22 protein-coding genes and 1 tRNA gene are annotated in these 25090 nt (G+C 67.8%); 9 read left to right on the top strand and 14 right to left on the bottom strand.

Annotation, left to right across the window (positions count from 1 at the left end):
* Window positions 1-10: 10 nt before the first annotated feature.
* The 6 genes from AC0CH3_RS09170 to AC0CH3_RS09145 form a co-directional block, all read right to left on the bottom strand.
* Window positions 11-490, bottom strand: a complete 480-nt coding sequence (locus AC0CH3_RS09170) for an RcnB family protein (protein ID WP_354303266.1) — start codon at window positions 488-490, stop codon at window positions 11-13.
* 220 nt (window positions 491-710) lie between these two features.
* Entirely contained in the window at window positions 711-1586 is an 876-nt protein-coding gene (locus AC0CH3_RS09165) for an alpha/beta fold hydrolase (protein ID WP_354303264.1), read from the bottom strand.
* A gap of 242 nt (window positions 1587-1828) precedes the next feature.
* Window positions 1829-2728, bottom strand: a complete 900-nt coding sequence (locus AC0CH3_RS09160; protein ID WP_333995997.1) for a pirin family protein — start codon at window positions 2726-2728, stop codon at window positions 1829-1831.
* Entirely contained in the window at window positions 2718-3104 is a 387-nt protein-coding gene (locus AC0CH3_RS09155) for an NUDIX hydrolase (RefSeq protein ID WP_457325968.1), read from the bottom strand. The genes AC0CH3_RS09160 and AC0CH3_RS09155 overlap by 11 nt, the downstream gene beginning before the upstream one ends.
* 56 nt (window positions 3105-3160) lie before the next feature.
* Window positions 3161-3883, bottom strand: a complete 723-nt coding sequence (locus AC0CH3_RS09150; protein WP_354303260.1) for a glutathione S-transferase — start codon at window positions 3881-3883, stop codon at window positions 3161-3163.
* Entirely contained in the window at window positions 3883-4170 is a 288-nt protein-coding gene (locus tag AC0CH3_RS09145) for a BolA family protein (RefSeq protein ID WP_354303258.1), read from the bottom strand. The genes AC0CH3_RS09150 and AC0CH3_RS09145 overlap by 1 nt, the downstream gene beginning before the upstream one ends.
* Window positions 4171-4307: 137 nt before the next feature.
* On the opposite strand from AC0CH3_RS09145, the gene AC0CH3_RS09140 reads away from it, so the two are divergent.
* Window positions 4308-4844 (top strand): J domain-containing protein, encoded by a 537-nt coding sequence (locus tag AC0CH3_RS09140; RefSeq protein ID WP_082445926.1) that lies wholly within the window; start codon window positions 4308-4310, stop codon window positions 4842-4844.
* A gap of 37 nt (window positions 4845-4881) precedes the next feature.
* Here the strand turns inward: AC0CH3_RS09140 and AC0CH3_RS09135 are convergent, their stop codons facing one another.
* From AC0CH3_RS09135 to AC0CH3_RS09110, 6 genes are all read right to left on the bottom strand, one after another.
* Window positions 4882-5466, bottom strand: a complete 585-nt coding sequence (locus AC0CH3_RS09135) for a DUF922 domain-containing protein (protein WP_465237794.1) — start codon at window positions 5464-5466, stop codon at window positions 4882-4884.
* The gene (locus tag AC0CH3_RS09130) at window positions 5463-5726 is read right to left on the bottom strand and encodes a ribbon-helix-helix domain-containing protein (protein ID WP_354303254.1); all 264 of its coding nucleotides are present in this window, start codon (window positions 5724-5726) and stop codon (window positions 5463-5465) included. The genes AC0CH3_RS09135 and AC0CH3_RS09130 overlap by 4 nt, the downstream gene beginning before the upstream one ends.
* A gap of 7 nt (window positions 5727-5733) precedes the next feature.
* Window positions 5734-7557: a cobaltochelatase subunit CobT gene (gene cobT, locus AC0CH3_RS09125; RefSeq protein ID WP_354303252.1), complete on the bottom strand. Its 1824-nt coding sequence runs from the start codon at window positions 7555-7557 to the stop codon at window positions 5734-5736.
* Window positions 7558-7561: 4 nt separating this feature from the next.
* Window positions 7562-8566: a cobaltochelatase subunit CobS gene (gene cobS, locus AC0CH3_RS09120; protein WP_031393922.1), complete on the bottom strand. Its 1005-nt coding sequence runs from the start codon at window positions 8564-8566 to the stop codon at window positions 7562-7564.
* 134 nt (window positions 8567-8700) lie between these two features.
* Window positions 8701-13383 (bottom strand): NAD-glutamate dehydrogenase, encoded by a 4683-nt coding sequence (locus AC0CH3_RS09115; RefSeq protein ID WP_465237793.1) that lies wholly within the window; start codon window positions 13381-13383, stop codon window positions 8701-8703.
* A 138-nt stretch (window positions 13384-13521) separates the two neighbouring features.
* Entirely contained in the window at window positions 13522-14604 is a 1083-nt protein-coding gene (locus AC0CH3_RS09110) for a PAS domain-containing protein (RefSeq protein ID WP_354303248.1), read from the bottom strand.
* Window positions 14605-14740: 136 nt separating this feature from the next.
* Here AC0CH3_RS09110 and AC0CH3_RS09105 point away from each other — a divergent pair.
* From AC0CH3_RS09105 to AC0CH3_RS09090, 4 genes are all read left to right on the top strand, one after another.
* Window positions 14741-14816, top strand: a tRNA-Thr gene (locus AC0CH3_RS09105).
* A gap of 375 nt (window positions 14817-15191) precedes the next feature.
* Window positions 15192-15617 carry a LexA family protein gene (locus AC0CH3_RS09100; protein ID WP_354303246.1) on the top strand — a complete coding sequence of 142 codons (426 nt, stop codon included), beginning with the start codon at window positions 15192-15194 and terminating at the stop codon, window positions 15615-15617.
* On the top strand, window positions 15614-16882 hold the full coding sequence (locus AC0CH3_RS09095; RefSeq protein WP_354303244.1) for a Y-family DNA polymerase: 1269 nt from the start codon (window positions 15614-15616) through the stop codon (window positions 16880-16882). Before AC0CH3_RS09100 ends, AC0CH3_RS09095 begins: the two co-directional genes overlap by 4 nt.
* A 158-nt stretch (window positions 16883-17040) precedes the next feature.
* Window positions 17041-17511, top strand: a complete 471-nt coding sequence (locus AC0CH3_RS09090; RefSeq protein WP_354303242.1) for a hypothetical protein — start codon at window positions 17041-17043, stop codon at window positions 17509-17511.
* Between the two features lie 81 nt (window positions 17512-17592).
* Here AC0CH3_RS09090 and AC0CH3_RS09085 read toward each other — a convergent pair whose 3' ends face one another.
* Window positions 17593-18666 carry an AGE family epimerase/isomerase gene (locus tag AC0CH3_RS09085; RefSeq protein WP_465237792.1) on the bottom strand — a complete coding sequence of 358 codons (1074 nt, stop codon included), beginning with the start codon at window positions 18664-18666 and terminating at the stop codon, window positions 17593-17595.
* Complete coding sequence (locus tag AC0CH3_RS09080) at window positions 18663-19208, bottom strand: D-glycero-alpha-D-manno-heptose-1,7-bisphosphate 7-phosphatase (protein WP_354303238.1); 546 nt, start codon at window positions 19206-19208, stop codon at window positions 18663-18665. Before AC0CH3_RS09080 ends, AC0CH3_RS09085 begins: the two co-directional genes overlap by 4 nt.
* Before the next feature lie 127 nt (window positions 19209-19335).
* On the opposite strand from AC0CH3_RS09080, the gene AC0CH3_RS09075 reads away from it, so the two are divergent.
* From AC0CH3_RS09075 to AC0CH3_RS09060, 4 genes are all read left to right on the top strand, one after another.
* Complete coding sequence (locus AC0CH3_RS09075) at window positions 19336-20187, top strand: hypothetical protein (protein ID WP_354303236.1); 852 nt, start codon at window positions 19336-19338, stop codon at window positions 20185-20187.
* Window positions 20184-21602: a D-glycero-beta-D-manno-heptose 1-phosphate adenylyltransferase gene (gene rfaE2 / locus AC0CH3_RS09070; protein ID WP_354303234.1), complete on the top strand. Its 1419-nt coding sequence runs from the start codon at window positions 20184-20186 to the stop codon at window positions 21600-21602. The genes AC0CH3_RS09075 and rfaE2 overlap by 4 nt, the downstream gene beginning before the upstream one ends.
* 73 nt (window positions 21603-21675) lie before the next feature.
* Window positions 21676-23847 (top strand): sulfotransferase, encoded by a 2172-nt coding sequence (locus AC0CH3_RS09065; RefSeq protein ID WP_354303233.1) that lies wholly within the window; start codon window positions 21676-21678, stop codon window positions 23845-23847.
* A gap of 8 nt (window positions 23848-23855) precedes the next feature.
* Window positions 23856-25040, top strand: coding sequence for a glycosyltransferase family 9 protein (locus AC0CH3_RS09060; protein ID WP_354303232.1), 1185 nt, complete (start codon window positions 23856-23858; stop codon window positions 25038-25040).
* Window positions 25041-25090 lie beyond the last annotated feature (50 nt).

The following is a 25090-nucleotide window of genomic DNA, read 5'->3' as shown; positions in this document are numbered from 1 at the left end:
TCGTGGCTGCTCAGTAGAAGAAGCCGTTGTTGACCTGTGCAACGCGGCCGTTGCGCGTGTCGACCAGGACGACGTCGCGGCCGTAGCGAACCCAGCGCTGATAGCCATAGCCCGGACGGGGCAGGCGATAGGTCTGATAGTCGTTGATCCAGTACTGGCGACCGTAATAGCTTGGTGCGAACCGATAGCCGACGTTGACCGGGCGATAGCGATAGCCGCGCGGGCCGACATAGGCGGGGCGGCGATAGACGTTGGCGTGGCTGCGGCGATAGTCGCGCCAGTCCTCGCGGCGCTCCTGCCGGTCTTCGCGCAGCTCGCGGCGGGCATCGCGGACGTCGCCGCGGTCGCCGAAACGGCGCGCCTGCTGGAGTTCGCGCTGGCTCTGGCGGACTTCGCGGTCGCTGCGGCGGGCTTCGCCATAGCTTTGTGCGGTGGCGAACGTGGGAACCAAGGTGGCGGCGGCAACGGCCGCGAGGATCATCTTACGCATGACTGCTCTCCTGTCTTCGACGCCGTACCAAACGGCATGACAGGGGATTTGCTCCCGCGCCGCTGAACGCTTTCAGAATGCGGTGGTCAGGCAACAGACAGGTGATGGCGATGCGCTCCACCGCTACCGTCATTCTGACGAAAGTCAGGATCCAGAGTTACTTGGGACAGCGCTGGTGGCTCTGGGTCCTGACTTTCGTCAGGATGACGAGGGGGCTTTATCAGATGGCCCAGCGGCGCATCGCCGCGATCACCGCCTCGGGCTTTTCCCAGGGGACGAAATGCCCGGCATCGATCTTTTCGATCGTCAGCTCGGGCACATAGTCGGCAAGGTCGAGCTGGCTTGGCAGCAGCGCGGCGTCGCGCATGCCCCAGATCACCAGCACCGGCATCCGCATCGGCGGGAAGGGCGCGTCGAGAAAGGCGGGGCGCGGCGGGGTCTCGTCCATCGCGGGGACGACGATCGGGCTGGCGCGGTACCAGTTGAGCATCGCGGTCATCGCGCCCGGCTGCGACCATTCGTCGAGATAGGCGGCCTTGTCCTCGCCCGCGATCGCGTGCGTCACATGATGCGCGAAGGTCGAGCCGAGGAATTTCTCGAGGCCCGCGCCGGTCAGGCCCTGGTCGATGCTCGTGTCGCGGAAGCGGCGGATATACTGGCTCGCCTTGCGCTGATCGGGGTCGTCGAAGATCGTCCGCTGGAAGACGAGCGGGTGGGGGGCGTTGACGATCACCAACCGCTCGATCCGGTCGGGATGCTGGAGCGCGGCCATCCACGCGATCGCGCCGCCCCAGTCGTGGCCGACCAGCGTGAACCGGTCGATCTTGAGGTGATCGGCGAGCGCGAGCAGGTCGGCGACGATCTTGTCGGGCGAGTAGCTCGCGACGCCCTGGGGTTTCGACGAGCGCGCGAAGCCCCGTTGGTCGGGCGCGATGACATAATGGTCGCGCGCGAGGTCGGGGGCGATGTGGCGCCAGGTGCGGTGCGATTCGGGAAAGCCGTGGAGCAGGATGACGGGCGGATTCGCCCTGTCGCCGCTGATCGCGACGTCGAGGTCGACGCCGGTGGATAATCGGAGGCTTTGCAGCTCGGTCATGTCTTCTCTCTCCCGCTCGTCGGCCCTGGACGGGGTCCGGGGGCCGACATGGTCTGCGCCAGTTTCAGGAGTGTGCGGTAGAGCGGGGGTCTCGACAAGGGCCGCTCGCGATCCTCCCCCGCCAGGGGGAGGTGGCGCCGAAGGCGTCGGAGGGGGAGGGAAGGGAAACACCTGTTCCGTGTCCTCCCCCTCCGTCTCGCTGTGCGATCCACCTCCCCCTGGCGGGGGAGGATTTTCTGGGGTCAGGGGTAGCTGACCGTCTTCGGGATCGCCGGGATCTCGATCCATTCCTTCTCGTCGCCGGGCACCTTGGGGAAATTGCCCGCATTCCAGTCGCGTTTCGCCTGTTCGATGCGGTCGCGGTTCGAGCTGACGAAGTTCCACCAGACGTGGCGCGGCGTCGTGAACGCATCGCCGCCGCACAGCATCGCGCGGCCGCCGGTCGCCGAGCGGAGCGTCGCCGCGATGCCCGGGCGCAGCACGTAGAGCACCTGCGGTTCGAGCTTGACGCCCTCAAGCGTCGCCTCGCCCATCGCGAGGTAGATCGCGCGTTCCTCGGCGGCCGCGTCGATCGGCACGCTCGCACCCGGATCGAGCGCGATGTCGGCGTAGATCGTCCCCGAATAGGTCGTGGTCGGTGCGGTCTGGCCCCAGAGGCTGCCCATGATGATCCGCGAGCGCGCGCCGTGCGCCTCGATCACCGGCAGCTGTGCCTTGGTGACGTGCTCGAACGCAGGGTCGATCTCCTCGACCGCCTCGGGCAGCGCCAGCCAGGTCTGGATACCCGACAGATTGGGCCCTCCCGCGCGCTCGTCGCCGGGCGAGCGTTCGGAATGGACGATGCCGTGGCCCGCGGTCATCAGATTGACCGCGCCGGGCTCGATCCGTGCCTGTGTACCGAGCGAGTCACGGTGGTCGATCGCGCCGTCGAACAGATAGGTGACGGTCGACAGGTTGATGTGCGGATGCGGTCGCACGTCGATGCCCGTACCGACCTCGAGATGCGCGGGGCCCATCTGGTCGAAGAACAGGAACGGGCCGACCATCGTCCGCTCCTTGTTCGGCAAGGTGCGGTGGACCTTGAACCCGCCCAGATCGTGCGTCGAGGGGAGGATGGTCTGGAGGACGAAATCATCCAGCATGGGGTGTCTCCGTGGCGTCGAGGAGTTCGACGAGGTCTGCTGGATAGAGGAGTTCGTCATGCCCCGCGATCTCGTTTCGGGAAAACCAGCGGTGACCGACGAGCAGCTTGCGCTCCTGATCGGTCAGGTTTCCCGCCGCCACGTCGCACGTCTCGACATCGACGCGGAAATAGCGTTCGTCGGCGGTCACCTCGACGCCCTCGAACGTGCGGAAGTCGACGACGCGGCGCGCGACCTCGGGGCCGCAATCCATATCGAGCCCGACCTCTTCCCATAATTCGCGACGCGCGGCGGCGGCGTAGCTCTCCCCCGGATCGACCGCGCCGCCCGGCGTGCACCAGAGCGGCGGGCGATCGTCAGGCGTGAAGCGGAACATCAGCACGCGGTCCTGCGCGTCGACGAGCAGAATGCGCGCGGCGGGGCGGGCGGCTCTCACGCGGCGTCGAGTTCGGGATAGTGGCGGAAGATGCCCTCGGTGTTGAACGCGATCCGGCGGTCGCTCTTCAGATACGCCTTGATGCCCGGCAGCTCGGCGACCTGGTCGCGGATGCGGACGAGGTTGGGATAATCGGGTTCGAGCGTCTTCATTCGCTGCGGGAACATGTAGCGCAGCCCCTCGACGATCTGGAACAGCGAGGTGTCGGCATAGCTCCATGCATGGTCGATCAGCCACTCGCCCGGATTGGCCTGTGCCGCATCCTCGAAATGGCCGAGGAACTTCGGCAGGCGCTCCTCGCGGAACTGCCTGGCGGCGCGCGCGGCCTCGGGCTTCTGGTCGTCGTAATAGTCCATCATCGCGACCGGATGGTGGACGTTGTGGACCTCCGCCACCAGATCCGCGATCGTCAGCTGCAACTGGTTGAGCCACAGCCGGTCGGCCATCGTCGACGGCGCGATCGAATGCCGTTCGCCGAGATACATCAGGATGTTCGCGACCTGCGCGATCACCAGACCCCCCTCTCCAGCGCCGGCCAGCTCGAGATAGGGCGGCGCGAACGGGGTGCGGCCGGTGCGGTCGTTGAGGTCTGCCATCAGCCCGTCCTCGCCGACCTGGCGCGCGCGGTCCTCATAGGGGATCCCGGCGGCTTCGAGCGCGAGGCGGACGAACTCGCCGCGCCCCTGAAGCGAAGGCCAGTACCACAAGATATAGGACATCAGAGCTCCCCGGGAGCGCGGGCCTTGATGGCGAGCGCGTGGATCTGCGTGCTCAACAGATCGGCGAGCGCCTGGTTCACGAGCCGCTGCCGCGCGACACGATTAAGTCCTTCGAACTTCGGCGTTTCCACTTCGACGCGGAAATGCGTCTCGCCCGTGCCGTCGTCGCCCATGTGGCCCGCGTGAAGTCCGCTCTCGTTGACGACGGTCAGCTGCGTGGGGTTGAGCGCGGTGGTGAGGCGCGCGGTGATCTGGTCCTGTACGGAGCCGGTGGCGAGGTCTGTCATGCGCCCTATATAGCCCGTTTTGGAAGCGCGGGGAGCCGGTGGCGGACGACGATCGACATGATGACGGGCGCAAGGCCCGGAAGGAGCGCCCAAGCCCGCGGTTTCACGGCCGCGTGGAAGGGACGGGGCGCGTCTGCATGTGGCCGGGCTGCGCCGAGCCGGGCGAATTTCGCGCGCCACCGCTGGAGGGGCCGAGTGATGGCGGGCCGCCACAGTTCCGCTGGTTCTGCCTCGAGCATGTCCGTGCATTCAACGCTGGCTATAATTATTTCGACGGGATGACCGCGGACGAGATCCATCATGCGCAGCGACCGATGGCGGGCTGGGAGCGCGAGACACGCGCGTTCGCGCATGGCGGCGGCGACACGCCGCCGAAATGGGCGGACTTCGCCGATCCGATCGACGCGATCGGCGCGCGCTTCGGCGAGCGGGTGGCGCAGGGTTTCGGGGGCGCGCGCAAGGATGGCCGCGTGCTGTCCGACGGCGAGCGGCGGTCGCTGCGCGTGCTGGGGCTCGGGACCGACACCGACCGGACGGCGCTGCGCAAGCGCTACAGCGAGCTCGTGCGGCGCTATCATCCCGATCGCAACGGCGGCGACCGCGCGCATGAATCGGAGTTGCAGAAGGTCATCGCGGCGTATCAGCATCTGAAGGGGGCGGCGGCGTTCGCGTGATTTCGGCGACATGCTTCCGGTGACCTGCCGCGCGGGATCAGGGGAAACTGGCGCCCTGCGTCGCGCCGTGCCCGGTCTCGCGGTCATAGGCGATGTGATAGGCGTCGATCGCCGCCAGCGCCGCGCCGGCCGCGCGATCCGCGGTCGCGCACGTCGCGCTGCGGATTGCTGCCAGCACGTCGCTGCGGCGGTCATAGGTATAGGCGACGTGCCCCACCTCGTGCACCATGAGCGCCGCGAGATAGCGGTCCCAGGCGGTGCGGTCGGCCGGGGTCAGCCGGGCCGTCGCCGCGAGACGCGGTAGCCGGACGGTGGCGGTGTAGCGGATCGTTGCCCTACGGAGATCGCACCCGCCGCCGCGCGTGCGCGGCCAGCTCCAGCGCATGTCCCAGCTGCTGACCGCGTCGACGCGCGTCCCGTCATGCGCATCGGTCGGTCGCCTGGAATCGATCGACCGGCGGACCGCCAGCGCATCGTCACCCTCGACGAGATAGGGCGCGATCGTGACGTTGGGGATCGATGCGAAAGCATCGCGCGTCGGCGTGGCCGATACCGGGCTGGTCAATAGCGCGCCCGCCACCAGCGACGCGACACGACGCACAGTGGCAGGCGATGCGATCATTGCGACGCGTCGTGATCCGGTCGATGATGTGCGAGCAGCCACGTCCGCAGCGCGCTCGCGAGGTTGGGCGGATCGTCGCCGTTGATCCGGATCGCGTCGATTTCCGCGACGAGTGCCGACAGCGGGAGCGCTGCCCCGCGCGCGGCGGTTTCGAGCGCCTGCCAGAAGATCGGCTCGAGGCTGATCGAGGTCTGGTGGCCTGCGATCGTGATCGACCGCTTCACGGGACCATGAAACCCGTCGCGCGGCGCGGCGATCACGCCGGCCTCACTCGGTATCGAAAAGCGAGGCGAGCTGTTCGATGATCGTGCCGCCGAGTTGCTCGACGTCCATGATCGTGACCGCACGCGCATAATAGCGCGTCACGTCGTGGCCGATCCCGATCGCGACGAGTTCGACCGGCGACTTGGTCTCGATCCAGCCGATCACCTGACGCAGATGGCGTTCGAGATACGAGCCCGAATTCACGCTGAGCGTCGAATCGTCGACCGGCGCGCCGTCGCTGATCACCATCAGGATGCGGCGTTCCTCGGGCCGCGCGACGAGCCGGGCGTGCGCCCACATCAGCGCCTCGCCGTCGATATTCTCCTTGAGCAACCCCTCGCGCATCATCAGCCCGAGCGAATTGCGCGCGCGCCGCCACGGCTCGTCGGCGCGCTTGTAGACGATGTGGCGGATGTCGTTGAGCCGCCCCGGCTGCGGCGGACGCCCGGCGGCCAGCCACGTCTCGCGGCTCTGCCCGCCCTTCCACGCACGCGTCGTAAAGCCGAGAATCTCGGTCTTGACGCCGCACCGCTCGAGCGTGCGCGCGAGGATGTCCGCGCTGATCGCCGCGATCGAGATCGGGCGGCCGCGCATCGATCCCGAATTGTCGATCAGCAGCGTGACGACGGTGTCGCGAAAGTCGGTCTCGCGCTCGGCCTTGTAGCTGAGCGACAGCGTCGGGTTGACGATCACGCGGGCGAGCCGCGCCGCGTCGAGAATGCCCTCCTCCTGGTCGAAATCCCACGAGCGCGACTGCTGCGCCATCAGTCGGCGTTGCAGGCGGTTGGCGAGCTTCGACACTGCGGACTGGAGATGGACGAGCTGCTGGTCGAGATAGCCGCGCAGTCGCGCCAGTTCCTCGGCGTCGCACAGCTCGGTCGCTGCGACCACCTCGTCGAACTGCGTCGTCCACGGCTTGTAGTCGAACGCGGTGCCCATGTCGGCGAAGGGCCGGTTGGGGCGGACGGGCTGCATGCCCTCCTCGCCGTCATCGCCAGGCTCGCCGTCAATGTCGTCCATCGACTCGTCGCTCTGCTCCTGGCCGTCGCTTTCCTCGTTCTGCTGCTCGGACTGTTCGCCGCGCGCCTCGACTTCGCCCTGGCCGTCCTCGCCCTGGTCGTCGCCTTCGTCGCCCTCGTCCTGCTGCTGCTCGTCGGTGCCCTCGTCCTCGGAGCCGTCTTCGTCGCTGTCTTCGGGGACCTGCTGTCCCTCGACCAGCTCGAGCTCCTCGAGCATCTTGCGCGCAAGGCCCTGGAATGTCTTCTGATCGTCGATCGCATAGGCGAGCGCGTCGAGATCGGTCTTCTGCTCGATCCAGTCGCGAACCAGTGCAAGGCCGGGGGCGGCGATCGCGGGCGATTCCTGCCCGGTCAGCCGCTCGCGCACCATCAGCCCGAGCGCGGTCGACAGCGGCACCTCGTCACGGTTGCGCGCGCGCGTGATCGGATCGGCGCGCAGCCGCACGTCGAGCGCCATCGCGAGATTGTCGCTGATCCCCGCATAGCCGCGCGAGCCGAGCGCCTCGACGCGCGCGGTCTCGACCGCATCGAACACCGCACGCGCGACCGCCTCGACCGGCGCGGCGCGATTATGCAGCGCGATGTCGTGATGCTTCAGCTGCAGCGCGAACCCGTCGGCGAACCCGCGTGCCTCCGCGACCTGCTCGGGCGGCAGCGCACGCGCGGGCATCGGCACCTTGATGTGCTTGCCCGACTGCGCCGGCGCGTCCGCGGTGAAGGCGAGCTCGACCTCGGGCTCCTCCGCGATCGCACGCGCGGTGCCGGCGAGAACCGCCTTGAACCGGTCGAGGGGCGTTTCGTTCGCCAAGGCCTCAGGCCTTGCCCATCACGCTCTCGGGCAGGTCCTTGCCGAACACGCGCTGGTAATATTCCGCGACCAGCGACCGCTCTGCCTCGTCGCACTTGTTGAGGAACGACAGGCGGAATGCGAAGCCGACGTCACCGAAGATCAGCGCGTTCTGCGCCCAGGTGATGACGGTACGCGGGCTCATCACGGTCGAGATGTCGCCGTTGACGAAGCCCTTGCGCGTCATGTCGGCAACGCGGACCATGTTCTCGACGACCTTCTTGCCGTCGGGCTTGTCATATTCCCCCGACTTGGCGAGCACGATCTGCGCCTCGACCTTGGCGGGGAGGTAGTTGAGCGTGACGACGATGTTCCAGCGGTCCATCTGACCCTGGTTGATCTGCTGCGTGCCATGATACAGCCCGCTGGTGTCGCCGAGGCCGACCGTGTTGGCGGTCGCGAACAAGCGGAACCACGGGTTCGGGCGGATCACGCGGTTCTGGTCGAGCAACGTCAGCTTGCCCTCGGTCTCCAGCACGCGCTGGATCACGAACATCACGTCGGGACGTCCAGCGTCATATTCGTCGAACACGAGCGCGGTCGGGGTCTGGAGCGCCCAGGGCAGCAGGCCTTCGCGGAACTCGGTGATCTGCTGGCCGTCCTTGAGGACGATCGCGTCGCGGCCGATCAGGTCGATGCGGCTGATATGCGCATCGAGATTGATGCGGATGCACGGCCATTTGAGGCGTGCCGCAACCTGCTCGATATGCGTCGACTTGCCGGTGCCGTGATAGCCCTGGACCATCACGCGGCGGTTGTGCGCAAAGCCCGCGAGGACGGCGAGCGTCGTGTCCGCATCGAAGACATAGGCGGGATCGAGATCGGGGACGCGTTCGTCGGCTTCGGAGAAGGCGGGCACCTCCATGTCCGAATCGATCCCGAACATCTCGCGCACCTTCACCATGCGGTCGGGGGCGTCGAGGATCGTGGTTTCGCGGCTGTCGGGCTGGGTATTGGGAATATCGGTCATATCGGCCTCGTGTTCCCGGTAGCTCTAGGCCAAGCGCGGGGCGTTACTCAACCGCTGCGTATGCGATTGGCGGGAAGAGTGTGACGAACCGCCGGGCAGGCGCGGAGTTCCGCCCGGCGGTGTCGCCTGTCCGCTTATCGCCCGAGCAGGACGCGCGCCTGACCGGCGATCTGCGCAAGCATCGCCGCATTCGGTACCGCGGCGTGACGCGCACGGTCGATCACCGCCCTGAACTGCGTGATGCGCGGGGCATTGGCGGCGAGCCACGTATCGACCGCGCCCTGCGGGTCCTTCGCGCCGCACCGGGCGAGGAATTCGAGGCGCAGTTGCTGGAAATCGCGGGCAAGCCCCGCGATCAGCAGGCGTTCCCACGGATCGCTCGGCGTGATCCGCGCGGCATTGGCCTGCGCCCAGTCGAGACCGAGCGCCTGGCCGAGATGCGTGAACGCGCGCGTCAGCACCGCCTCGTCAAGCGACAGCCGCTCACCCAGATCGGCAAGCCCGACCGCACCATCGAGCTCGAACAGCCGGACGACGGCCAATGCAAGATCATGCGGCGCGCCGGCAGCCTCGAGCTGCGCGGCGATCCGTCCGCTCTGCGCGCTGGCCTCCTCGAGCAGCAGCGCCTTGGTCTGCCCGTCGAGATGATGGATGCCCTTGCCGAGGCGGTCGAGCACCGTGCCCGGCATCGTTCCCGGCGCCGACACGCGGAGCAGGTCGGCGATCTGCGACCGGGTCGCGACCGCAACCTCGTCGAACAGCGCGATCCGTGCGGCCTCGGGCATCGATCGCCGTTCGATGTCTGTCCACAGCGCGGGCAGGTCGAACAACCGTTCGGCGACCACGAACATCGCCGCGATGTCGCCCATCGCCGCGCCTTCCTCTTCGGCGAGTTCGAACGGGTGGAGCACGCCGAGGCGGTTGACGATGCGATTGGCCAGTTTCGTCGCGACGATCTCACCGCGCAGCCGGTGCTCCTCGATCGCCTGCGCGAACGTGTCGCGCATCGCCTTGGGGAACGCCGCATGGAGATCGGGGAGCAACGCCGGATCGTCACCCAGACCGCTCTGCTCGATCGAATCCTGCAGCGCGAGCTTGGCGGTCGCGAGCAGCACGGCGAGCTCGGGACGCGTCAGGCCGTGCCCGTCGAGCCCGCGACGCAGCAGGTCGTCGTTCGAGCCCAGCCCCTCGACCGCCCGATCGAGGCGGCCATCGGCCTCGAAGATCTCGATGACGCGGACATAGCTCGGCATCGACGCGGGGCCACCGCCGCCGGTCGCAGCGATGCCACCCGCCGGGCCGACGCCGATCGCGGCGGCACCCGCGCCCTCGGCGATCGACAGCGCGAGCGTCTGGAGACGATTGTCCTCGAGCACGAGATGCGCGACGTCGTCGGTCATGCTCGCGAGCAGCGTGTTGCGCGTCTCGTAGTCGAGCCGGCCCTCGATCATCTCGCGGTTGAGCGCGATCTTGATGTTGACCTCGTTGTCCGAGCAGTCGACGCCCGCCGAATTGTCGATGAAGTCGGTATTGATCCGCCCGCCGCGCTCGGCGAACGCGATGCGCGCGGCCTGCGTCACGCCGAGATTGGCGCCTTCGCCGATCGCGGTGACGCGCAGCTCCTCGGCATTGACGCGCAGACGGTCGTTGGCGGGGTCGCCGACCTGGACGTTGTTCTCCGCCGCCGCCTTCACATAGGTGCCGATGCCGCCGAACCACAGCAGATCCGCGGGTGCCTTGAGGATCGCGGAGATCAGCGCGCCGGGCTCGATCTCGTCCAGCGTGATCCCGAGCACCGCCTGCGCCTGTTTCGACAGCTTGATGACCTTGGCGGTACGCGCGTGGACGCCGCCGCCCTCCGAGATCAGCGCGGTGTCATAGTCCGCCCAGCTCGAGCGGGGGAGCGCGAACATCCGCGCGCGCTCGTCCCAGCTCGCCGCGGGATCGGGATCCGGGTCGATGAAGATGTGGCGATGGTCGAACGCCGCGACGATCTTCAGCGATTTTGACAGCAGCATGCCGTTGCCGAACACGTCGCCCGACATGTCGCCGCAGCCGACGACGGTGATCGGATCGCTCTGCACGTCGATGCCGCGCTCGGCGAAGTGCCGCTGGACCGAGACCCAGGCGCCCTTGGCGGTGATCCCCATCGCCTTGTGGTCATAGCCGACCGACCCGCCGCTCGCGAACGCGTCGCCGAGCCAGAAATCGCGGTCGAGCGCGAGCGCGTTGGCGACGTCGCTGAACGTCGCGGTCCCCTTGTCCGCGGCAACCACGAAATAGGGATCCTCGCCATCGAGGATCGCGACGCCCGCCGGATGGACAACCTTGCCCTCGACGATGTTGTCGGTGATCGACAGCAGGGTGCGGATGAAGATCCGGTAGCTCTCGGTGCCCTCCGCCAGCCACGCGTCGCGGTTCGACGGGGCAGGGAGCTGTTTGGGATAGAAGCCGCCCTTCGCGCCGGTCGGCACGATGACCGCGTTCTTGACGCGCTGCGCCTTCATCAGCCCGAGGATCTCGGTGCGGAAATCGTCGCGCCGATCGGACCAGCGAAGCCCGCCGCGCGCGACCGGGCCGGCGCGCAGGTGGATGCCCTCGATTCGCGGGCTGTACACCCAGATCTCGCGCCACGGCACGGGCGCGGGGAGGCCGGGGATCAGGTGGCTGTCGAGCTTGAACGCGAGCGCCTCGGCGGCGGCAGGTGTGAAGGCGTTGGTGCGCAGCGTCGCGCCGACCAGGCTGTGATAGGCGCGCAGGATGCGATCGTCGTCGATCGCGGTGACCGCATCGAGCCCGGCCTCGATCGCGGCGTCGGCATCCGCCGGGTGGCCGTCGTTCGCGGGATCATGCGCGGCCGCAAAGCGTGCGATCAACGCGGTCGCGACCTTCGGTGCGCGGCGCAGCGCGTCGACCACGGTGGTCAGGCCGTAGGGCAGCCCTGCCTGGCGCAGATAGCGGAACCACGCGCGGAACAGCACGACCGCCTGCGGGCTCATGCCGACCTCGACGATCAGGCGGTTGAACGCGTCGTTCTCGGCCGCGCCCTCGAGCACCGCCGCAATGGCGCGCTCGAGCGTCGCCGCGTCGGTGTGTGAGGCGTCGTCATTCGCCTCGAGCACGAAGTCGTGGACGAACGGATCGCTGTCCTCGCGCAGACGCGTTGGTAGCTCGCCGATCACGCGGAAGCCGAAATTCTCGAGCACCGGCACCGCATCGGACAGCTTGAGCGCACCGCCGAGACGGTAGATTTTGAGCTGGCGATCCTCGCCGGGCGCGCTCTCGATCAGGCGGACGCCGCGCGATCCCGGATTGTCGAGCGCCGCAAGCCGCTGGATGTCCGCGGCGGCATCGGCCGCGGTGCTGACGTTGCGGTAATTCTGCGGGAAGGCGGCGGCCCAGCGCAGCGCGAGGCGCGCGGCGCGCGGCGGCGGCAACGTCTCGACCAGGGCCGCCTCGACGTCGGACACCCAGCCGCGGACCATCCGCTGAAGCCGCAGCGCGAGCGGCGCGACATCGGGCATCCGGCCGTCGCCGCGCAGGTCGAGCGTGTAGCGCAGCATCGCCACCTCGCCGTCCTCGAGCGCGATCGACCAGTTGAGGATACTCGCATTGGCGGCCTCGGCGAGCATGTCGCCGATCGCCACGCGGCGCCCGGTCGTGACATCGTCGCGCGGCAGCCAGACGAACCCGAACAGATGGCGGCCAAGCGCCGATTCGACCAGCACGAGCGCCGGGCGCGGGCGATCCGCGAGGCTCATCGCGGTCAGCGCGAGGTCCTCGAGCGCATCGGGGGGAAAGGCGACGACGAGGTCGTGCGGGAGCGCGGTCAACGCATGCGTCAGCGCCTTGCCGGCATGGCCGCGCGGATCGAACCCGAACTTCGCCTTCATCGCGGCGAGCCGCGTGCGGAGCACGGGCACGTCGCGCGGCATCGCCGCCAGCGCCGCGCTGGTCCACAACCCGCTATAGATCGACAGCCCGCCGATCCGGTCGCCTTCCATCACCGGTACGACGACGAGGTCGAGCGGCACCGCGCGGTGGACGGTCGAGATGAGGTTCGATTTCAGCAGCAGCGGCGCGAGGTTCCCCGCCTCGAACCACTCGATCGCGAGCATCCGCGATGCCTCGGCAAGGATCGGGACGGCATGCTGGTTGCGCGCGATGCCGAGCGCGGCGCCGGCGCTGCCGTCGCGATGCCAGACCTGGTGGCCCAGCAGCGTCAGATGGCCATCGAGGAACCAGCGGAGCAACGCCGCGCCCTCCGCATCGGGGCCGTCGCTGTGGAGCAGCGCGATGTCGGTCGCCATCGCGCCCTGCATCGCGCGCCAGTCCTTCACCGCGGCGCGGACATCGGCGAGCACCGACGTCAGTTCCTCGATCAGCCCGCGACGATCGCGCGCGTCGGCACGTTCCATCTCGAGATAGATCATCGATTCGGCGTTACCCGAATCGCCGATCGACTGCAGGACGCCGTCGGGGCTGCGAACGGTGTGGACGACCGGGTGGATGATCCGGTCGATCGCGATGTCCTGCCCGGCGATCGCGGCGGCGATCGAATCGACGAGGAACGGCATATCGTCGTTGATGATCGCCAGCCGCATCCGCCGCCGCGTGTCGTCCGTGCTGATCGGCTCGAGCGCGATCACGGGCAGTCCGTCGCCGCGCTGGCGTGCGGTGGCGGCGACGAAGGCCGCGGCCTGTCCGGCCTCCGCCTTGCCGAAATCGTTGAGTTCGCCGGGCAATGCGCGCTCGGTCAATCGAGCGGACAGCGCCTCGGTCAGCGGGTCGATGAGGGTCGAAGAATGATCAGCCATGCGCGAGCCTATGCGCTCGGCGTTGATCGACCTCAAGGCTTGTGGCGGCTGCGAAGATGCATGCTGCAGTGCGGGATGTGCAGGGCCGGACCCGGATCGCGGTGCCGCCACGGACGCGTAGCATCGCTCGCAGATACCCTATCCGTCGATCGCCCCCAGCGCGCGTGTGATGAGCGGCTGGTCATCGGTGATCGTGCCGACGATGTCGTAACCGCCGCCCTGCGCGACGCGCGCGACGAGCAGGACGACGTCACCGGTCCGCACGCCGGCCGGCAGCGCTTCGCCATCGATCGCGACATGCGCGAGCACGGCGCTGGCGTGCGTCGGCGAGGCGGCGATGTCGGCCGATGACGGCGCCGACGGGGGCGGGGAGTCGAACTGAGCGCTCGGTCCGTCTGCCCAGATCGGGACGCCAGGCGACGTGGCATGCGCATGACCGACGGACGCGCCGCCCTGGGTGCCGCCCGAGATACCGCCCGAGATACCGCCCGAGATACCGCCCGAAATACCGCCAAGCCCCGGCATATCCGGCGCGGTCATGGCGTACGCAGCAAGTCCCGCATGGCTGCGCGGCGGCATCGCACGCACCGCGGCGTCGAGTTCGGCCGCCAGCGTCGCCTGCAATCCCGCGTCGGCGAGCTCCTTCCAGTTGATCACGCCGTAGAGGAAATCGATTCCCTCGTCGTTCGACGCGAACGGCATCAGGATGCCGCGGTACAGCGTGGTCCGGCCACGGCTGTTGACGAATTCGGCTTCGAATCCGACGGGTGCGCGATTCGCGATGATCTGCAGATAGTGATCGGTCAGTCGCGACAGCAGCGAGCGGCTGGGTACGTCGGCGATCGAATCGATCCGCCCGACGAGCCCGCATTCCTCGCGCAGCGCGGTCCCCAGGAACGCGATTCCGGGGTCGGTGATCGGCATTTCGCCGCGTTGCGGATCTGCGCCGTTCGGGGTCCTGAAATCCATCAGGACGCTGTGCGGGCCGAAGTCGGCGATCGAGCCGGGATCGAGATCGGCGATCGTCGGATAGGGGCGTCCCTTCAGCAGCGACACCCAGTGATTATACGCGCGGACGTGCATTCGCCGCTCGTCGCCGCCGAGATCGAACATGACGTCGTTGATCCCGGCATCGGCGGCATCGCCGGCACCGGCGGTGGCTGCACTCCCCTCGGCCCGCATGGTGGCCTGGCCGTCATCAAGTTCGCGCGCACTCGTCATGCCAAAACTTCCCCGTGTCATGGTACCATGCTGTGCACCGCGTTTGGTAAACGGAGCGTAAATCCGCGTTGGCGCTTGTCAGCGCGAATTTCCCCTGTTAAGCGCCGCCCCCTCGACCGGAGAGATCCATCGTCGGGCCGCTTTAGCTCAGCTGGTAGAGCATCGCATTCGTAATGCGGGGGTCACAGGTTCGAGTCCTGTAAGCGGCACCACCTTAAATCATTGATATCCTTGAGCTTTATTGGCGACTTGTCGCTTAAAGCTTCGGTGAATCTGCGTTTTGGTATCGCGGTGGTATCGCAAGCCCACGTTCCGGTCGCGTAGCCCGCCGCCGCTAGGTTGGACGGCTGTCCTTCCACGTCCCCCGGCATCGTATGATTCGCAACGCGGCTACCCCCGTGAGCCGACTGCCTCGCGCAGCGGTGCCGCGCCACAACACACGCCGGGCCGGACGCTTACCTCTTAAATGTCCTCGCAAACGCCCGCTTTCGGTTCGAGCGCTCACCATGCGGCAGCGTTGTCACACGAATCCTTGTTCACTTTCTGTTCTTGCGCTCTAAAGGGCTGGCCGGAAAAGGAATCGTCCCATGAGCAGCTTGAGGCTCCACGAAATACCGTTCGCGTTGGTGCCGCGCGAGGTCCCGTTCTTCCTGTGTCACACGCCGGCCGGGTTTCCGTCACCGGCGCAGGACGACATGGAGGAGCCGATTGATCTCGGCGCGTGGCTCGTGGAGCATCCCGCCGCCAGTTACATCATGCGGGTCGAAGGACGATCGATGGCGGGCGCCGGGATCAATGACGGCGATCTGATCGTCGTCAATCGCGCCAAGCAACCCAAAGCCGGTGCGATCGTCGTCGCCTTGGTGCACGGCGAGCGGACATTGAAACGGCTTCGGCATATGGACGGGCGGCACTGGCTCGTGCCCGAAGCCGAGGGCTTCCCGCACATCCTCGTCGACGAATATGTCGAGATCTGGGGCGTCGTCGTCGGCGTGGCGCGCAAGGTGCCATGAGCGCGCCCATCGCGCTGATCGACTGCAACAACTATTATGTCAGCTGCGAACGGGCGTTCGATGCCAGCCTCGTCGGCGTGCCGGTCATCGTGCTGTCGAACAATGACGGCTGCGCGATCGCCCGCTCGGCCGAGGCCAAGGCGCTCGGCATCAAGATGGGCGATCCGATCCACCATCTGCGTGACGTGGTCCGCCGGCACGGTATCCGCGTCCTGTCCTCGAACTACACGCTGTATGGCGACATGCAGCGCCGCGTCATCGCTGCCTGCGAACCCTTCGCGCGTGACTTCGAGATCTATTCGATCGACGAGACGTTTCTGGACCTTGCAGGCTTCGAGGGCAGGGACCTTGTCGAGCATGCGCATGCGATGCGGGAGCAGGTTCGTTTGTGGACCACGATCCCGACCTGCGTTGGCATTGCCGAAACAAAGACATTGGCAAAGCTGGCGAACGCCGCGGCTAAGAAGGACGTCCGGTTCGAGGGTGTCGCGGACTTGCGCGATGAAGCCGTTCGCCGACAGGTCATGGACGGTTTCGCTGTCGCAGACGTCTGGGGCGTAGGTGGCGCCACTGCGAGAAAGCTGACCGGCCTCGGCGTGCACACCGCCGGCGCGCTGCGCGACATGCCGATGAAGCAGGCGCGCGCCATCGGCACTGTGGTGCTTGAGCGGCTGGTTGCCGAATTGCGCGGCGTGCCGTCGGACGCTGTCGAGTCCGTCGCGCCCCGCCGAAAGGGTATGGCGGTCACCCGTTCGTTCGGCACGCCGGTATGTGACTTTGATCGGATGATGGGCGCCTTGTCGCAATACGCGCTGCGCGCCGGCGAAAAGCTGCGGATGCATGGGCTCGTCGCGGCACGGCTGACCGCCTTCTTTCACACCAACCGGAACAGGCCGGACCGACCGCAGTATGGCGGGTCGCGCACCGTCGCGCTCCATCCCATGTCGAGCGATAGCTTTGAATTGATAGCGGCTGCACGGCGGGCGGCCGAAAAGGCATGGCGCGACGGCTATGCCTATACCAAGGCCGGTATCCTGCTCGACGATCTCCTGCCCGAAGACGAGCGACCGCGGACCCTGTTCGAGGCGGATACGGCGAAGCGCGACCGCCTAATGGGCGCGCTCGACGCGATTAACGGCAAGTTCGGCACCTGGACGGCGGTGACCGCGACGCAGGGCTTCAAGCGGGAGTGGAAGCTGCGGTCGGAGATGCGGTCGCCCGCGTGGACGACCAGGATTGCCGACGTCCCGACGGTCCGTGCATGACGTCAAAAGGGGCGATCTGGACAGTGCGAACCGAGGCCATGACCTGCCGTTCGATAACGTCAAAGCCCCGTCATAGCCGTCCTGGTCCTGGCAATGCTGATTGCCGACGCTCTGTCCGTGGTTACAAGGTGATCAGACGAGCGAAGGGGACTGTCGCGATGATCGGCGTGTTGGCATTTGCGGCAGCTACGACAGCGTCCTGCCCGGTCGAGCAGGCACACTATGTTTTACGCCATAACCCGGGCGTGACGGCCTCTTTCCGCCCGGTCGACAGCGGCCCGGACTGGCCGAGCCATGTTGCGCTCGGCGTCCACTATGAAGCGTCGGGGGCGACGTTTTGGTGGTTGCCGTGGAATGGCGGCTCCAACGGCCTCCAAAACATCGCCTCGACCGAAGACGTCACCGTCAAGGGGTGGCGGCCGCCAAGTCCGGATGGGGGCCCCCGTCCGTACGGAGACCGGCACTATATCGGAACCGATGGTGCGTATGAACTGATCAATCATGTTCCGAAGCTGGGTGACGCTGCTCCGGCGCATATGCTTTTCCCGGACTCAGGGGGTTCCGGGGATGTTGCCTTTCGCGATAGGCAATTCTTCGATCTTGTGGGGTGCCGGAAGGACGGCATGTAACCCGCGCCGCTGCCGGATCCGCGCGCGAAAACGGCCGGTTCGCATTGCTGCCTGAGCAGAGGGGCATCACCCGGCGGTGCCTCAGCCAAAATGATCCACCGCGGTGCTGATATGGTAGAGTGTGCTCGCGGGAATGAACGCGACCAGAGGATCGCCTCCGGGATCTACATGGTCGATCCATCCACCCGGGTGCGCGGGCGCGAAGAAAATGCGCCATGCCGTGCCGAGCACCTGATCGCGCGCGGGACCCGTCAGCACCTTCGCGGCTTCCAGCGCGGGCCAAAGTCGGCAGCTTGCCGCGATCGCGCCGTCCGGGCCCATGATGTCGACGACGCGGCCATCGGCAGTCATGCCGCGCAGCGCTTGCCGGCGCAGCCGGGATACCCGGTCGCCCACCGCAATGCCGGTCAGGGCCGCGGTGCGCTCGAGCAGCCATATCCATTCGAAATGATGTCCCGGTTCGAAGGCGCGGCCGGGGTTCGCGGGCGTCCAGTCCAGCGTATAGGATTCCGCCAGCACGTCGTCGCCGGCGGGCAGGAAGCGCGTGTCGAACAGCGCGATCAACGCGGCGATGCGGGGGGTGAGATCGCCGCACGCCCCGGTTTCGTGCAACGTCAGCAGCGATTCGAGCAGATGCATGTGCGGGTTCTGTCGCCGCGGCAGAACCGTGTCCGGCCACGCCTCGACATAGCCGCCTGCGGGATGCCCCAGTGCCTGATCGAGAAAGGCGAGCGTCTGGTGGACCAGCGCGACGGTGCGCGGCGCGGGGTCGAGCCGGATCAGTGCGGCCAGTGCCAGAAGGACGAACGCATGCGCGTAGAGGTCGCGACGGGGATCGGCGACCGAGCCGCGCCGGGTGCAGGAAAACGCCCAGCCTGGCTGCGCGTCGGCCTGCCAGTAGCGGGTGATCATCGTGTCGCCGGCCCACAGGGCGAGATCGGCGGCGCCTGGGCACCAGCCACGCCGCGCTGCGATCGCGAACGCATGGATCTGCCGCGCCTGCACCATCACCCGGCGCGGCACGTCCGGTTGCGGCGTGCCGTCGTGCGCGAGACGTTCGACGAACCCACCCTCGTCATGGCCAGCGTTGCTCCACAGCGGCAGCGCCTGGCGGCACAGCCAGCCGGTCCAGAAGGCGGGCTCTGCCGGGGTCACGCGCCGCGCAGAAGCTGGACGACGAACCGGTCGAGATCGCCGCCGGGGAACAGGAAGCCGTCAATTCCTGCGGCGGCCGCGGCCGCGAGGTCGCTCGCCCGGTCGCCGATCAGGAAGCTGCCCGCCCGATCGATCCGGTGCCGCGCGATCAGGCTGTTCAGCATGCCGGGCGCCGGCTTGCGGCAATCGCAGGCGGTCGCATAGCGCGCCACGCTGCCACCGGGATGGTGCGGGCAATAGGCGAAGTCGTCGATCCGCGCCGCATCGGGCAGCGCGGCCTGCATCGCGGCATGGATGCTCTGGACCGCGCCCTCGTCAAAATATCCGCGCGCCACCCCCGACTGGTTGGTCACGACAAACCGCCGGTATCCCAGCGCGGCAAGTCGTATCAGCGCGCGCTGCGCGCCATCGATCCAGTGTATTTCGTCGGGCTTCGACGGATAGCCCGTATCGACGATCAGCACCCCGTCCCGATCGAAGAATACCGCGCGTATCGGTGTGTGATCCTGCTGCATTGCACCATGAAATGGGGCGTTTGCCATTTCTCAATTCACCCAGGAACGACCAGTTGAATAGATCATGCAGTAACTGTTAGACTAGCGTGTCGTATTATCAAATGGAGCAATGAAAGGGCGGGGTTGATGGCCAAGTACGTGTGGTTACGTATTAATGCGTAGCGTGAAAACACTTTTCATTGTTCTCGCAATTAGTTGCAATCATGCCGCTGTCGCGCGGGTTTCTGCTGTGGCGCTGGCGCGCGAGGCAGGATGGCAATCGGTAGTGATCCCGGCCGGCGATTTCGATCTGGCGGTGGCGCAGCGTCCCGGCCGCGGCAGCTCGAACGTCCTCACCGTGTATGTCGAAGGCGACGGCCTGGCCTATGCCGCCCCCGGCCGCCGGGCGATGGATCCCACCCCGACCGATCCGCTCGCGCTGCGGCTGGCCCTGCAGCATCCGGGGAGCGGGCCGGTCGCCTGGCTCGCGCGACCCTGCCAATACGGTCCCCGAGCCCGAAATTGCCGCAGCGCCTATTGGAGCTTCGCCCGCTTTGCCCCCGCGGTGATCGACAGCGCCGGTGCCGCGCTGGACCGGCTGAAGGCCGAGGCCGGCGGCGCATCGCGGGTCATTCTCGTCGGATATTCGGGCGGTGGCGCGCTGGCGGCGCTGTTGGCGGAGCGACGCGCTGACGTCGCCGCGCTGGTGACGATTGCCGCCAACCTCGATCTGGGTGCGTGGACCGCCGCCCATCGGCTGACGCCGCTGTCAGGCTCGGTTGATCCGGCGATCGACGCGGCGCGGCTGTCACGGCTGCCGCAGGTGCATTTCGTTGGCGGTGCCGATCGCACCGTCTCGCCGGCAATCACGCGCGCCTTTGTGGCGCATATGGCAGCCGATGCGCCGGCGACGATCGTGATTGTTCCCGGACAGGACCATCATTGCTGCTGGGCTGCGCGCTGGCCCGAGCTCGCGATGCACGGCGATCTGGCACATATTCCGGGCTGGGGACCGGAGGCGCCATGACCCGGAGCGTGTCGCTGTCCGGGCGCCCCCATGTGCTGGTGGTCGGTGATGCCATGGTCGATCGCTACATCATCGGCGAGACGCACCGCATCTCGCCGGAAGCGCCGGTACCGGTGGTGTGTGCCGGTCGCGAGGAGACGCGCGCGGGTGGCGCCGCGAACGTGGCGGCCAACGTCGCCGGGTTGGGGATGCGGTGCAGTCTGCTGACGATCCGTGGCGATGACGACGCGGGCACGGAGCTCGTCCGGCTGATGGCGGAGCACGGCGTCATGCTCGATGCCGTGGTGGAGACCGGCGAGCGTACGACGCAGAAGACGCGGCTGATCTCCGGTGTCCAGCAGATTGCCCGGATCGACCAGGACGGCACCACCGGCGCGGCGGCGCGAGCGGAGCTGGCGAAGCGGTTCGAGCGGCGTCTGGAGGGCGTCCAGGCGGTGATCTTCTCCGATTACGACAAGGGTGCGCTCGCCGATCTGCCAGCGCTGATCGCCGTTGCGCGCCGCCACGGCGTGCCCAGCTATGTCGATCCCAAGGCGCCCGATGCCGCGCGTTATGCCGGTGCCACGCTGCTCAAGCCCAATGCGCGCGAGTTTCACGCGCTGTTCGGGCCTTGCGCGGAGGAGCGGATCGCCGAGCGTGCGGGGCAGGCGCTGGCCGAGCTGGATCTCGACTGTCTCGTCGTCACGTGCGGTGCGAAGGGGATCCTGATGGTGTCGCGCACGGGCGAGGTGGTCGAGCACCCCACCGAGGCGCTCGAGGTGTTCGACGTGACCGGCGCCGGCGACACGATCATCGCTGCGCTTGTCGCGGGCGTCGTCGAAGGACTGCCGATCGCAGCCGCGATCGATCAGGCGAACGTTGCCGCCAGCATCGCCGTGTCGCGCCCGGGCACCTATGTCGTCACGCGCGCCGATCTGGACGAGCGGCTGCATCGGCGCACCCATGGCGCGAGTAAGCTGGTATCGCTGCCGCTGCTCACCGCGCGGCTGCGCCAGGCGCGGGCCGGTGGTGCGCGGGTCGTGTTCACCAATGGCTGTTTCGACATCCTCCATGCGGGCCATGTCCGCCTGCTCGATATGGCACGGCGCACGGGCGACCTGCTCGTCGTCGGGTTGAATTCGGATGCGTCGGTACGGCGGCTGAAGGGGTGCGCGCGTCCCGTGAACGGACTTGCCGACCGCGCCGAGGTGCTGAGTGCGCTCGCGGCGGTCGATCATGTCGTGGCGTTCGAAGACGATACGCCGCTCGACCTGATCCGGGCGATCGCGCCCGACATCCTGGTCAAGGGCGGCGACTATAGCGCCGAGACCATCGTGGGCGCCGATCTGGTTCGCGATGCCGGCGGCGAAGTGGTCATCACTCCGCTGCTGGCGGGGCGATCGACGAGCGGGATCGTCGCGGCCATGACCCCGTGATCCGCCGCGCCGCGACGGCCATGCCGCGTCCCAGCTGGCCGCACCCCCTCCATCGAGCGAGCCAGCCGCAGCTATGAGTACGTCCCCGCAGACTCTGACCGTCGACCAGGCCCTCACCCAGGCCAACGCGCATTGGAATGCCGGACAGGCGGATCAGGCCGAACGGCTGTGCCAGCAGGTGCTCGCGCTCTGGCCCGGGCAGTCGGACGCGCTGCACCTGATGGGGCTGATGGCGCATGCTTACGGCAATCTCGACGTCGCGATCGAGCATCTGCGCCGCGCCTGCCAGGCGCCGCGCGCGCCCGCCATCTATCAGAGCAACCTGGCCGAGATGTGCCGCCAGAGTGGCCAGCTCGTCGACGCCGAGCAGGCCGGTCGCCGGGCGGTGGCGCTGGACGCCGGCCTAGTCGCCGGTTGGAACAATCTCGGCATCGTCCTCCAGGAAGCGGGCAAGCTGGACGAGAGCCGGACATGCCTGGAACGGGTCGTGGCGCTCGAGCCGGGCTATGCCGAGGCGCAGAACAATCTGGGCAACACGCTGAAGCGGCTCGGCCTGCTGGAAGAGGCGCGCGCGCGGTACCAGCAGGCGCTCGACCTCGTCCCGACCTATGCCGAAGCACTGAGCAACCTGTCCAACCTGCTCACCGATCTGGGATTGCACGACGAGGCGCTCGCCTATGCGCGTCGCGCGATCGAGGCCAATCCGCGCCTGTCCGACGCCTATATCAACGCGGCCGCGGTGGAGGTGGCGCGCGATCGGTATGAGGACGCGCTACGCTGGGTCAGTTCGCTCATGATCGCGGTGCCGATGCATGCCGGCGCGCTGGGGGTGCGGGCGACGATCCTGCGCCGGCTGGGGCGGCTGGACGAGGCGCTGGCCGACGCCCGCAGCGCGGTGGCGGCGGCGCCGGCGCCGGGCAACGGCGAGGCGCTCAACATCCTGGGCGAGGTGCTGCAGGCGCAGGACAGGATCGACGAGGCGATGGCCGCGTACGACAGCGCCGCGCAGTTGCCGGGCTTCGGCCGTGAGAAGGCGCTGATCAACCGCGGCGTGGTGCTGATGGAGCAGGGCGATCGCGCCGCGGCGCAGGCGGCGTTCGAGGGGGTGCTGGCACAATATCCGCGGTCCGCGTCCGCGTGGTTCAATCTGGCGGATCTGCACGACTTCGTGCCCGGCGACGCGGCTATACCGGCGATGGAGGCGCTGCTTGGCCCCGGCGGCGTTCAGGTGCAGGCGGATCGCACCGCGCTGCACTTCGCGATCGGCAAGGCATGGATGGACGCCGGCGACCCCGAGCGCGCCTTCACCCATCTCGATGCGGGCAACCGGCAGAAGCGGGCGACCTTCGCCTATGATGCCGACGCGATCGACAGCTGGTTCTCGGCCATCGCCGCCGCGTTTCCCGCCGCGCTGTTCGCCCGCCCGCGCGCGGCGACCAAGGGCAGCGAGCGGGCCGTGTTCGTCGTCGGCATGCCGCGATCGGGTACGACGCTGATCGAGCAGATCCTCGCTTCGCATCCTGCCGTGGCCGGGGCAGGGGAGCTGGCGACGCTGCAGACCATCGTCCAGCAGGGCGGCGGCTATCCGGCGATCGTCCAGCAGCTCTCGGCGGAGACCGAAGTCGCGCTGGGGCAGCGATATCTGGGCGCGGTCGCGCCGCTGGGTGGCAACCACCGCCGGCTGGTGGACAAGATGCCGTCGAACTTCCTGTTCGCCGGCCTGATCCACCGCATCCTGCCCGACGCGCGGATCGTGCATGTGCGGCGCGATCCCGCGGACACCTGCCTGTCCTGCTACACCAAGCTGTTCACGCGCGAGCAGTTGTTCAGCTATGATCAGGTCGAGCTGGCACGCTTCTATCTCGGGTATGAACGGCTGATGGCGCACTGGCGCGCGGTGCTGCCGGCGGACCGGTTTCTGGAGGTGCGCTACGAGGATGTCGTGGCGGATATCGAGCCGGAAGCGCGCCGGCTCGTCGAATTCTGCGGGCTCGACTGGGATCCCGGCTGTCTCGACTTCCACACCACCGTCCGCACGATCCGCACCGCCAGCCTCAACCAGGTCCGGCGTCCGTTGTACCGCAGCAGCATCGGCCGCTGGCGCGCCTATGCGGATCACCTCGGACCGTTGCTCGAGACGCTTGGCATCGATCCTGCTGCGGCGCCGGCGGTCGCGCCCGTCGCGGCGACGCGCGCGACCAAGGCTGCGGCCAAGCGCGCGCAAAAACCCGTGGCGGGGCATTGAGCGGTGCGGTGACGGACCCCGGGGCATTGGAGGCGCAGGCGAAGCTGCTGTTGGCAGCAGGGCGCGGTGCCGAGGTGGAGGCAATGCTGCGGCCGATCCTCGCGGGCGGCAGCGGGCCCGTGGGGCTGTGGGCGATGCTGGCGCAGGCGTATCGCGTGCAGGGACGCGTGGCGGAGGCGCGGCCGATCCAGGAAATGCTGGTCGATGCGCTGCCGGGCCATCTGCCCACTCGGTTCGACCTGTCGGAAACGCTGTTGCTGCTCGGCGATTTCGCGCGCGGCTGGCGCGAGTACAGCTATCGCTACAGCCTGGCGCACACGACGCGCATCGAGCGCAAGGTCCAGCGACCGCGCTGGGACGGGGGTCCGATGCCGGGCCAGACGCTGCTGATCCATGACGAGCAGGGCTATGGCGACACGTTCCAGTTCCTGCGCATGGTCGCCTGGGCGAAGCAGCGCAGCCAGGCGCAGGTGGTGCTCGAGATCAACCATGAGATGGCGAGCATCGCGCGCCGCATGCCGGGCTTCGATGCGGTCACGCTGCGCGGCGAACTGCCGCCACCGTTCGACGCGCATTGCGAGATGATGAGCCTGCCGATGGCGATGGGCCTCACGCTCGGCGACCTGCCCGGCGATCCGATGCCCTATATCTCCGCGCTGCCCGATCGGCGTGCGGCGTGGCGGGCGCGCCTCGCACCGTATCCGGGGCTGAAGGTCGCGTGCCTGTGGGCGGGGCGGCCGACGCACATGAACGATGCCAACCGGTCGATGTCGCTCGCGATGCTGGCGCCGCTGGGACAGGAGGGCGTCACCTTCTTCTCGATCCAGAAGGGCCCCAGCGAAGACGATGCGCTGCGGCCGCCGCCGGGCATGTCCCTTGTCAGCCTCAGTCCCGAGATCCGCGACTTCGAGGATACGGCGGCGATCCTCTCGGAGGTCGATCTGCTGATCTCGATCGACAGTTCGCCGGTCCATCTCGCGGGCGCGCTGGGCCGCCCGGCCTGGGTGATGCTACCCCTGCTGCCCGACTGGCGCTGGCTGCAGGGGCGCGATGACACACCCTGGTATCCCTCGGTAACGCTGTTCCGGCAGACGGAGTGGGGTCGATGGGATCAGGTCATCGCGCGCGTCGCCGCGGCATTGGCCCGCTACACGCGCCCGGCACCGTCTGATGCAACCAGTGCGGTTCAATAAAAGTCCATGAGTGGATGCTATGGGATAGTTGACGACGCATCATCACAAGT

Source organism: Sphingomonas sp. AC449 (assembly GCF_979253475.1).
The sequence above is the reverse complement of the archived record's forward strand: the minus strand, read 5'-3'. Positions and strand labels throughout refer to the sequence as shown.

Bases quoted from the DNA above. Each gene is read 5' to 3' on its own strand.
- AC0CH3_RS09170 (WP_354303266.1), bottom strand. From the start codon at position 490: ATGCGTAAGATGATCCTCGCGGCCGTTGCCGCCGCCACCTTGGTTCCC.
- AC0CH3_RS09165 (WP_354303264.1), bottom strand. From the start codon at position 1,586: ATGACCGAGCTGCAAAGCCTCCGATTATCCACCGGCGTCGACCTCGAC.
- AC0CH3_RS09160 (WP_333995997.1), bottom strand. From the start codon at position 2,728: ATGCTGGATGATTTCGTCCTCCAGACCATCCTCCCCTCGACGCACGAT.
- AC0CH3_RS09155 (WP_457325968.1), bottom strand. From the start codon at position 3,104: ATGTTCCGCTTCACGCCTGACGATCGCCCGCCGCTCTGGTGCACGCCG.
- AC0CH3_RS09150 (WP_354303260.1), bottom strand. From the start codon at position 3,883: ATGTCCTATATCTTGTGGTACTGGCCTTCGCTTCAGGGGCGCGGCGAG.
- AC0CH3_RS09145 (WP_354303258.1), bottom strand. From the start codon at position 4,170: ATGACAGACCTCGCCACCGGCTCCGTACAGGACCAGATCACCGCGCGC.
- AC0CH3_RS09140 (WP_082445926.1), top strand. From the start codon at position 4,308: ATGTGGCCGGGCTGCGCCGAGCCGGGCGAATTTCGCGCGCCACCGCTG.
- AC0CH3_RS09135 (WP_465237794.1), bottom strand. From the start codon at position 5,466: ATGATCGCATCGCCTGCCACTGTGCGTCGTGTCGCGTCGCTGGTGGCG.
- cobS (WP_031393922.1), bottom strand. From the start codon at position 8,566: ATGACCGATATTCCCAATACCCAGCCCGACAGCCGCGAAACCACGATC.
- AC0CH3_RS09115 (WP_465237793.1), bottom strand. From the start codon at position 13,383: ATGGCTGATCATTCTTCGACCCTCATCGACCCGCTGACCGAGGCGCTG.
- AC0CH3_RS09110 (WP_354303248.1), bottom strand. From the start codon at position 14,604: ATGACGAGTGCGCGCGAACTTGATGACGGCCAGGCCACCATGCGGGCC.
- AC0CH3_RS09100 (WP_354303246.1), top strand. From the start codon at position 15,192: ATGAGCAGCTTGAGGCTCCACGAAATACCGTTCGCGTTGGTGCCGCGC.
- AC0CH3_RS09095 (WP_354303244.1), top strand. From the start codon at position 15,614: ATGAGCGCGCCCATCGCGCTGATCGACTGCAACAACTATTATGTCAGC.
- AC0CH3_RS09090 (WP_354303242.1), top strand. From the start codon at position 17,041: ATGATCGGCGTGTTGGCATTTGCGGCAGCTACGACAGCGTCCTGCCCG.
- AC0CH3_RS09080 (WP_354303238.1), bottom strand. From the start codon at position 19,208: ATGGCAAACGCCCCATTTCATGGTGCAATGCAGCAGGATCACACACCG.
- AC0CH3_RS09075 (WP_354303236.1), top strand. From the start codon at position 19,336: ATGCGTAGCGTGAAAACACTTTTCATTGTTCTCGCAATTAGTTGCAAT.
- rfaE2 (WP_354303234.1), top strand. From the start codon at position 20,184: ATGACCCGGAGCGTGTCGCTGTCCGGGCGCCCCCATGTGCTGGTGGTC.
- AC0CH3_RS09065 (WP_354303233.1), top strand. From the start codon at position 21,676: ATGAGTACGTCCCCGCAGACTCTGACCGTCGACCAGGCCCTCACCCAG.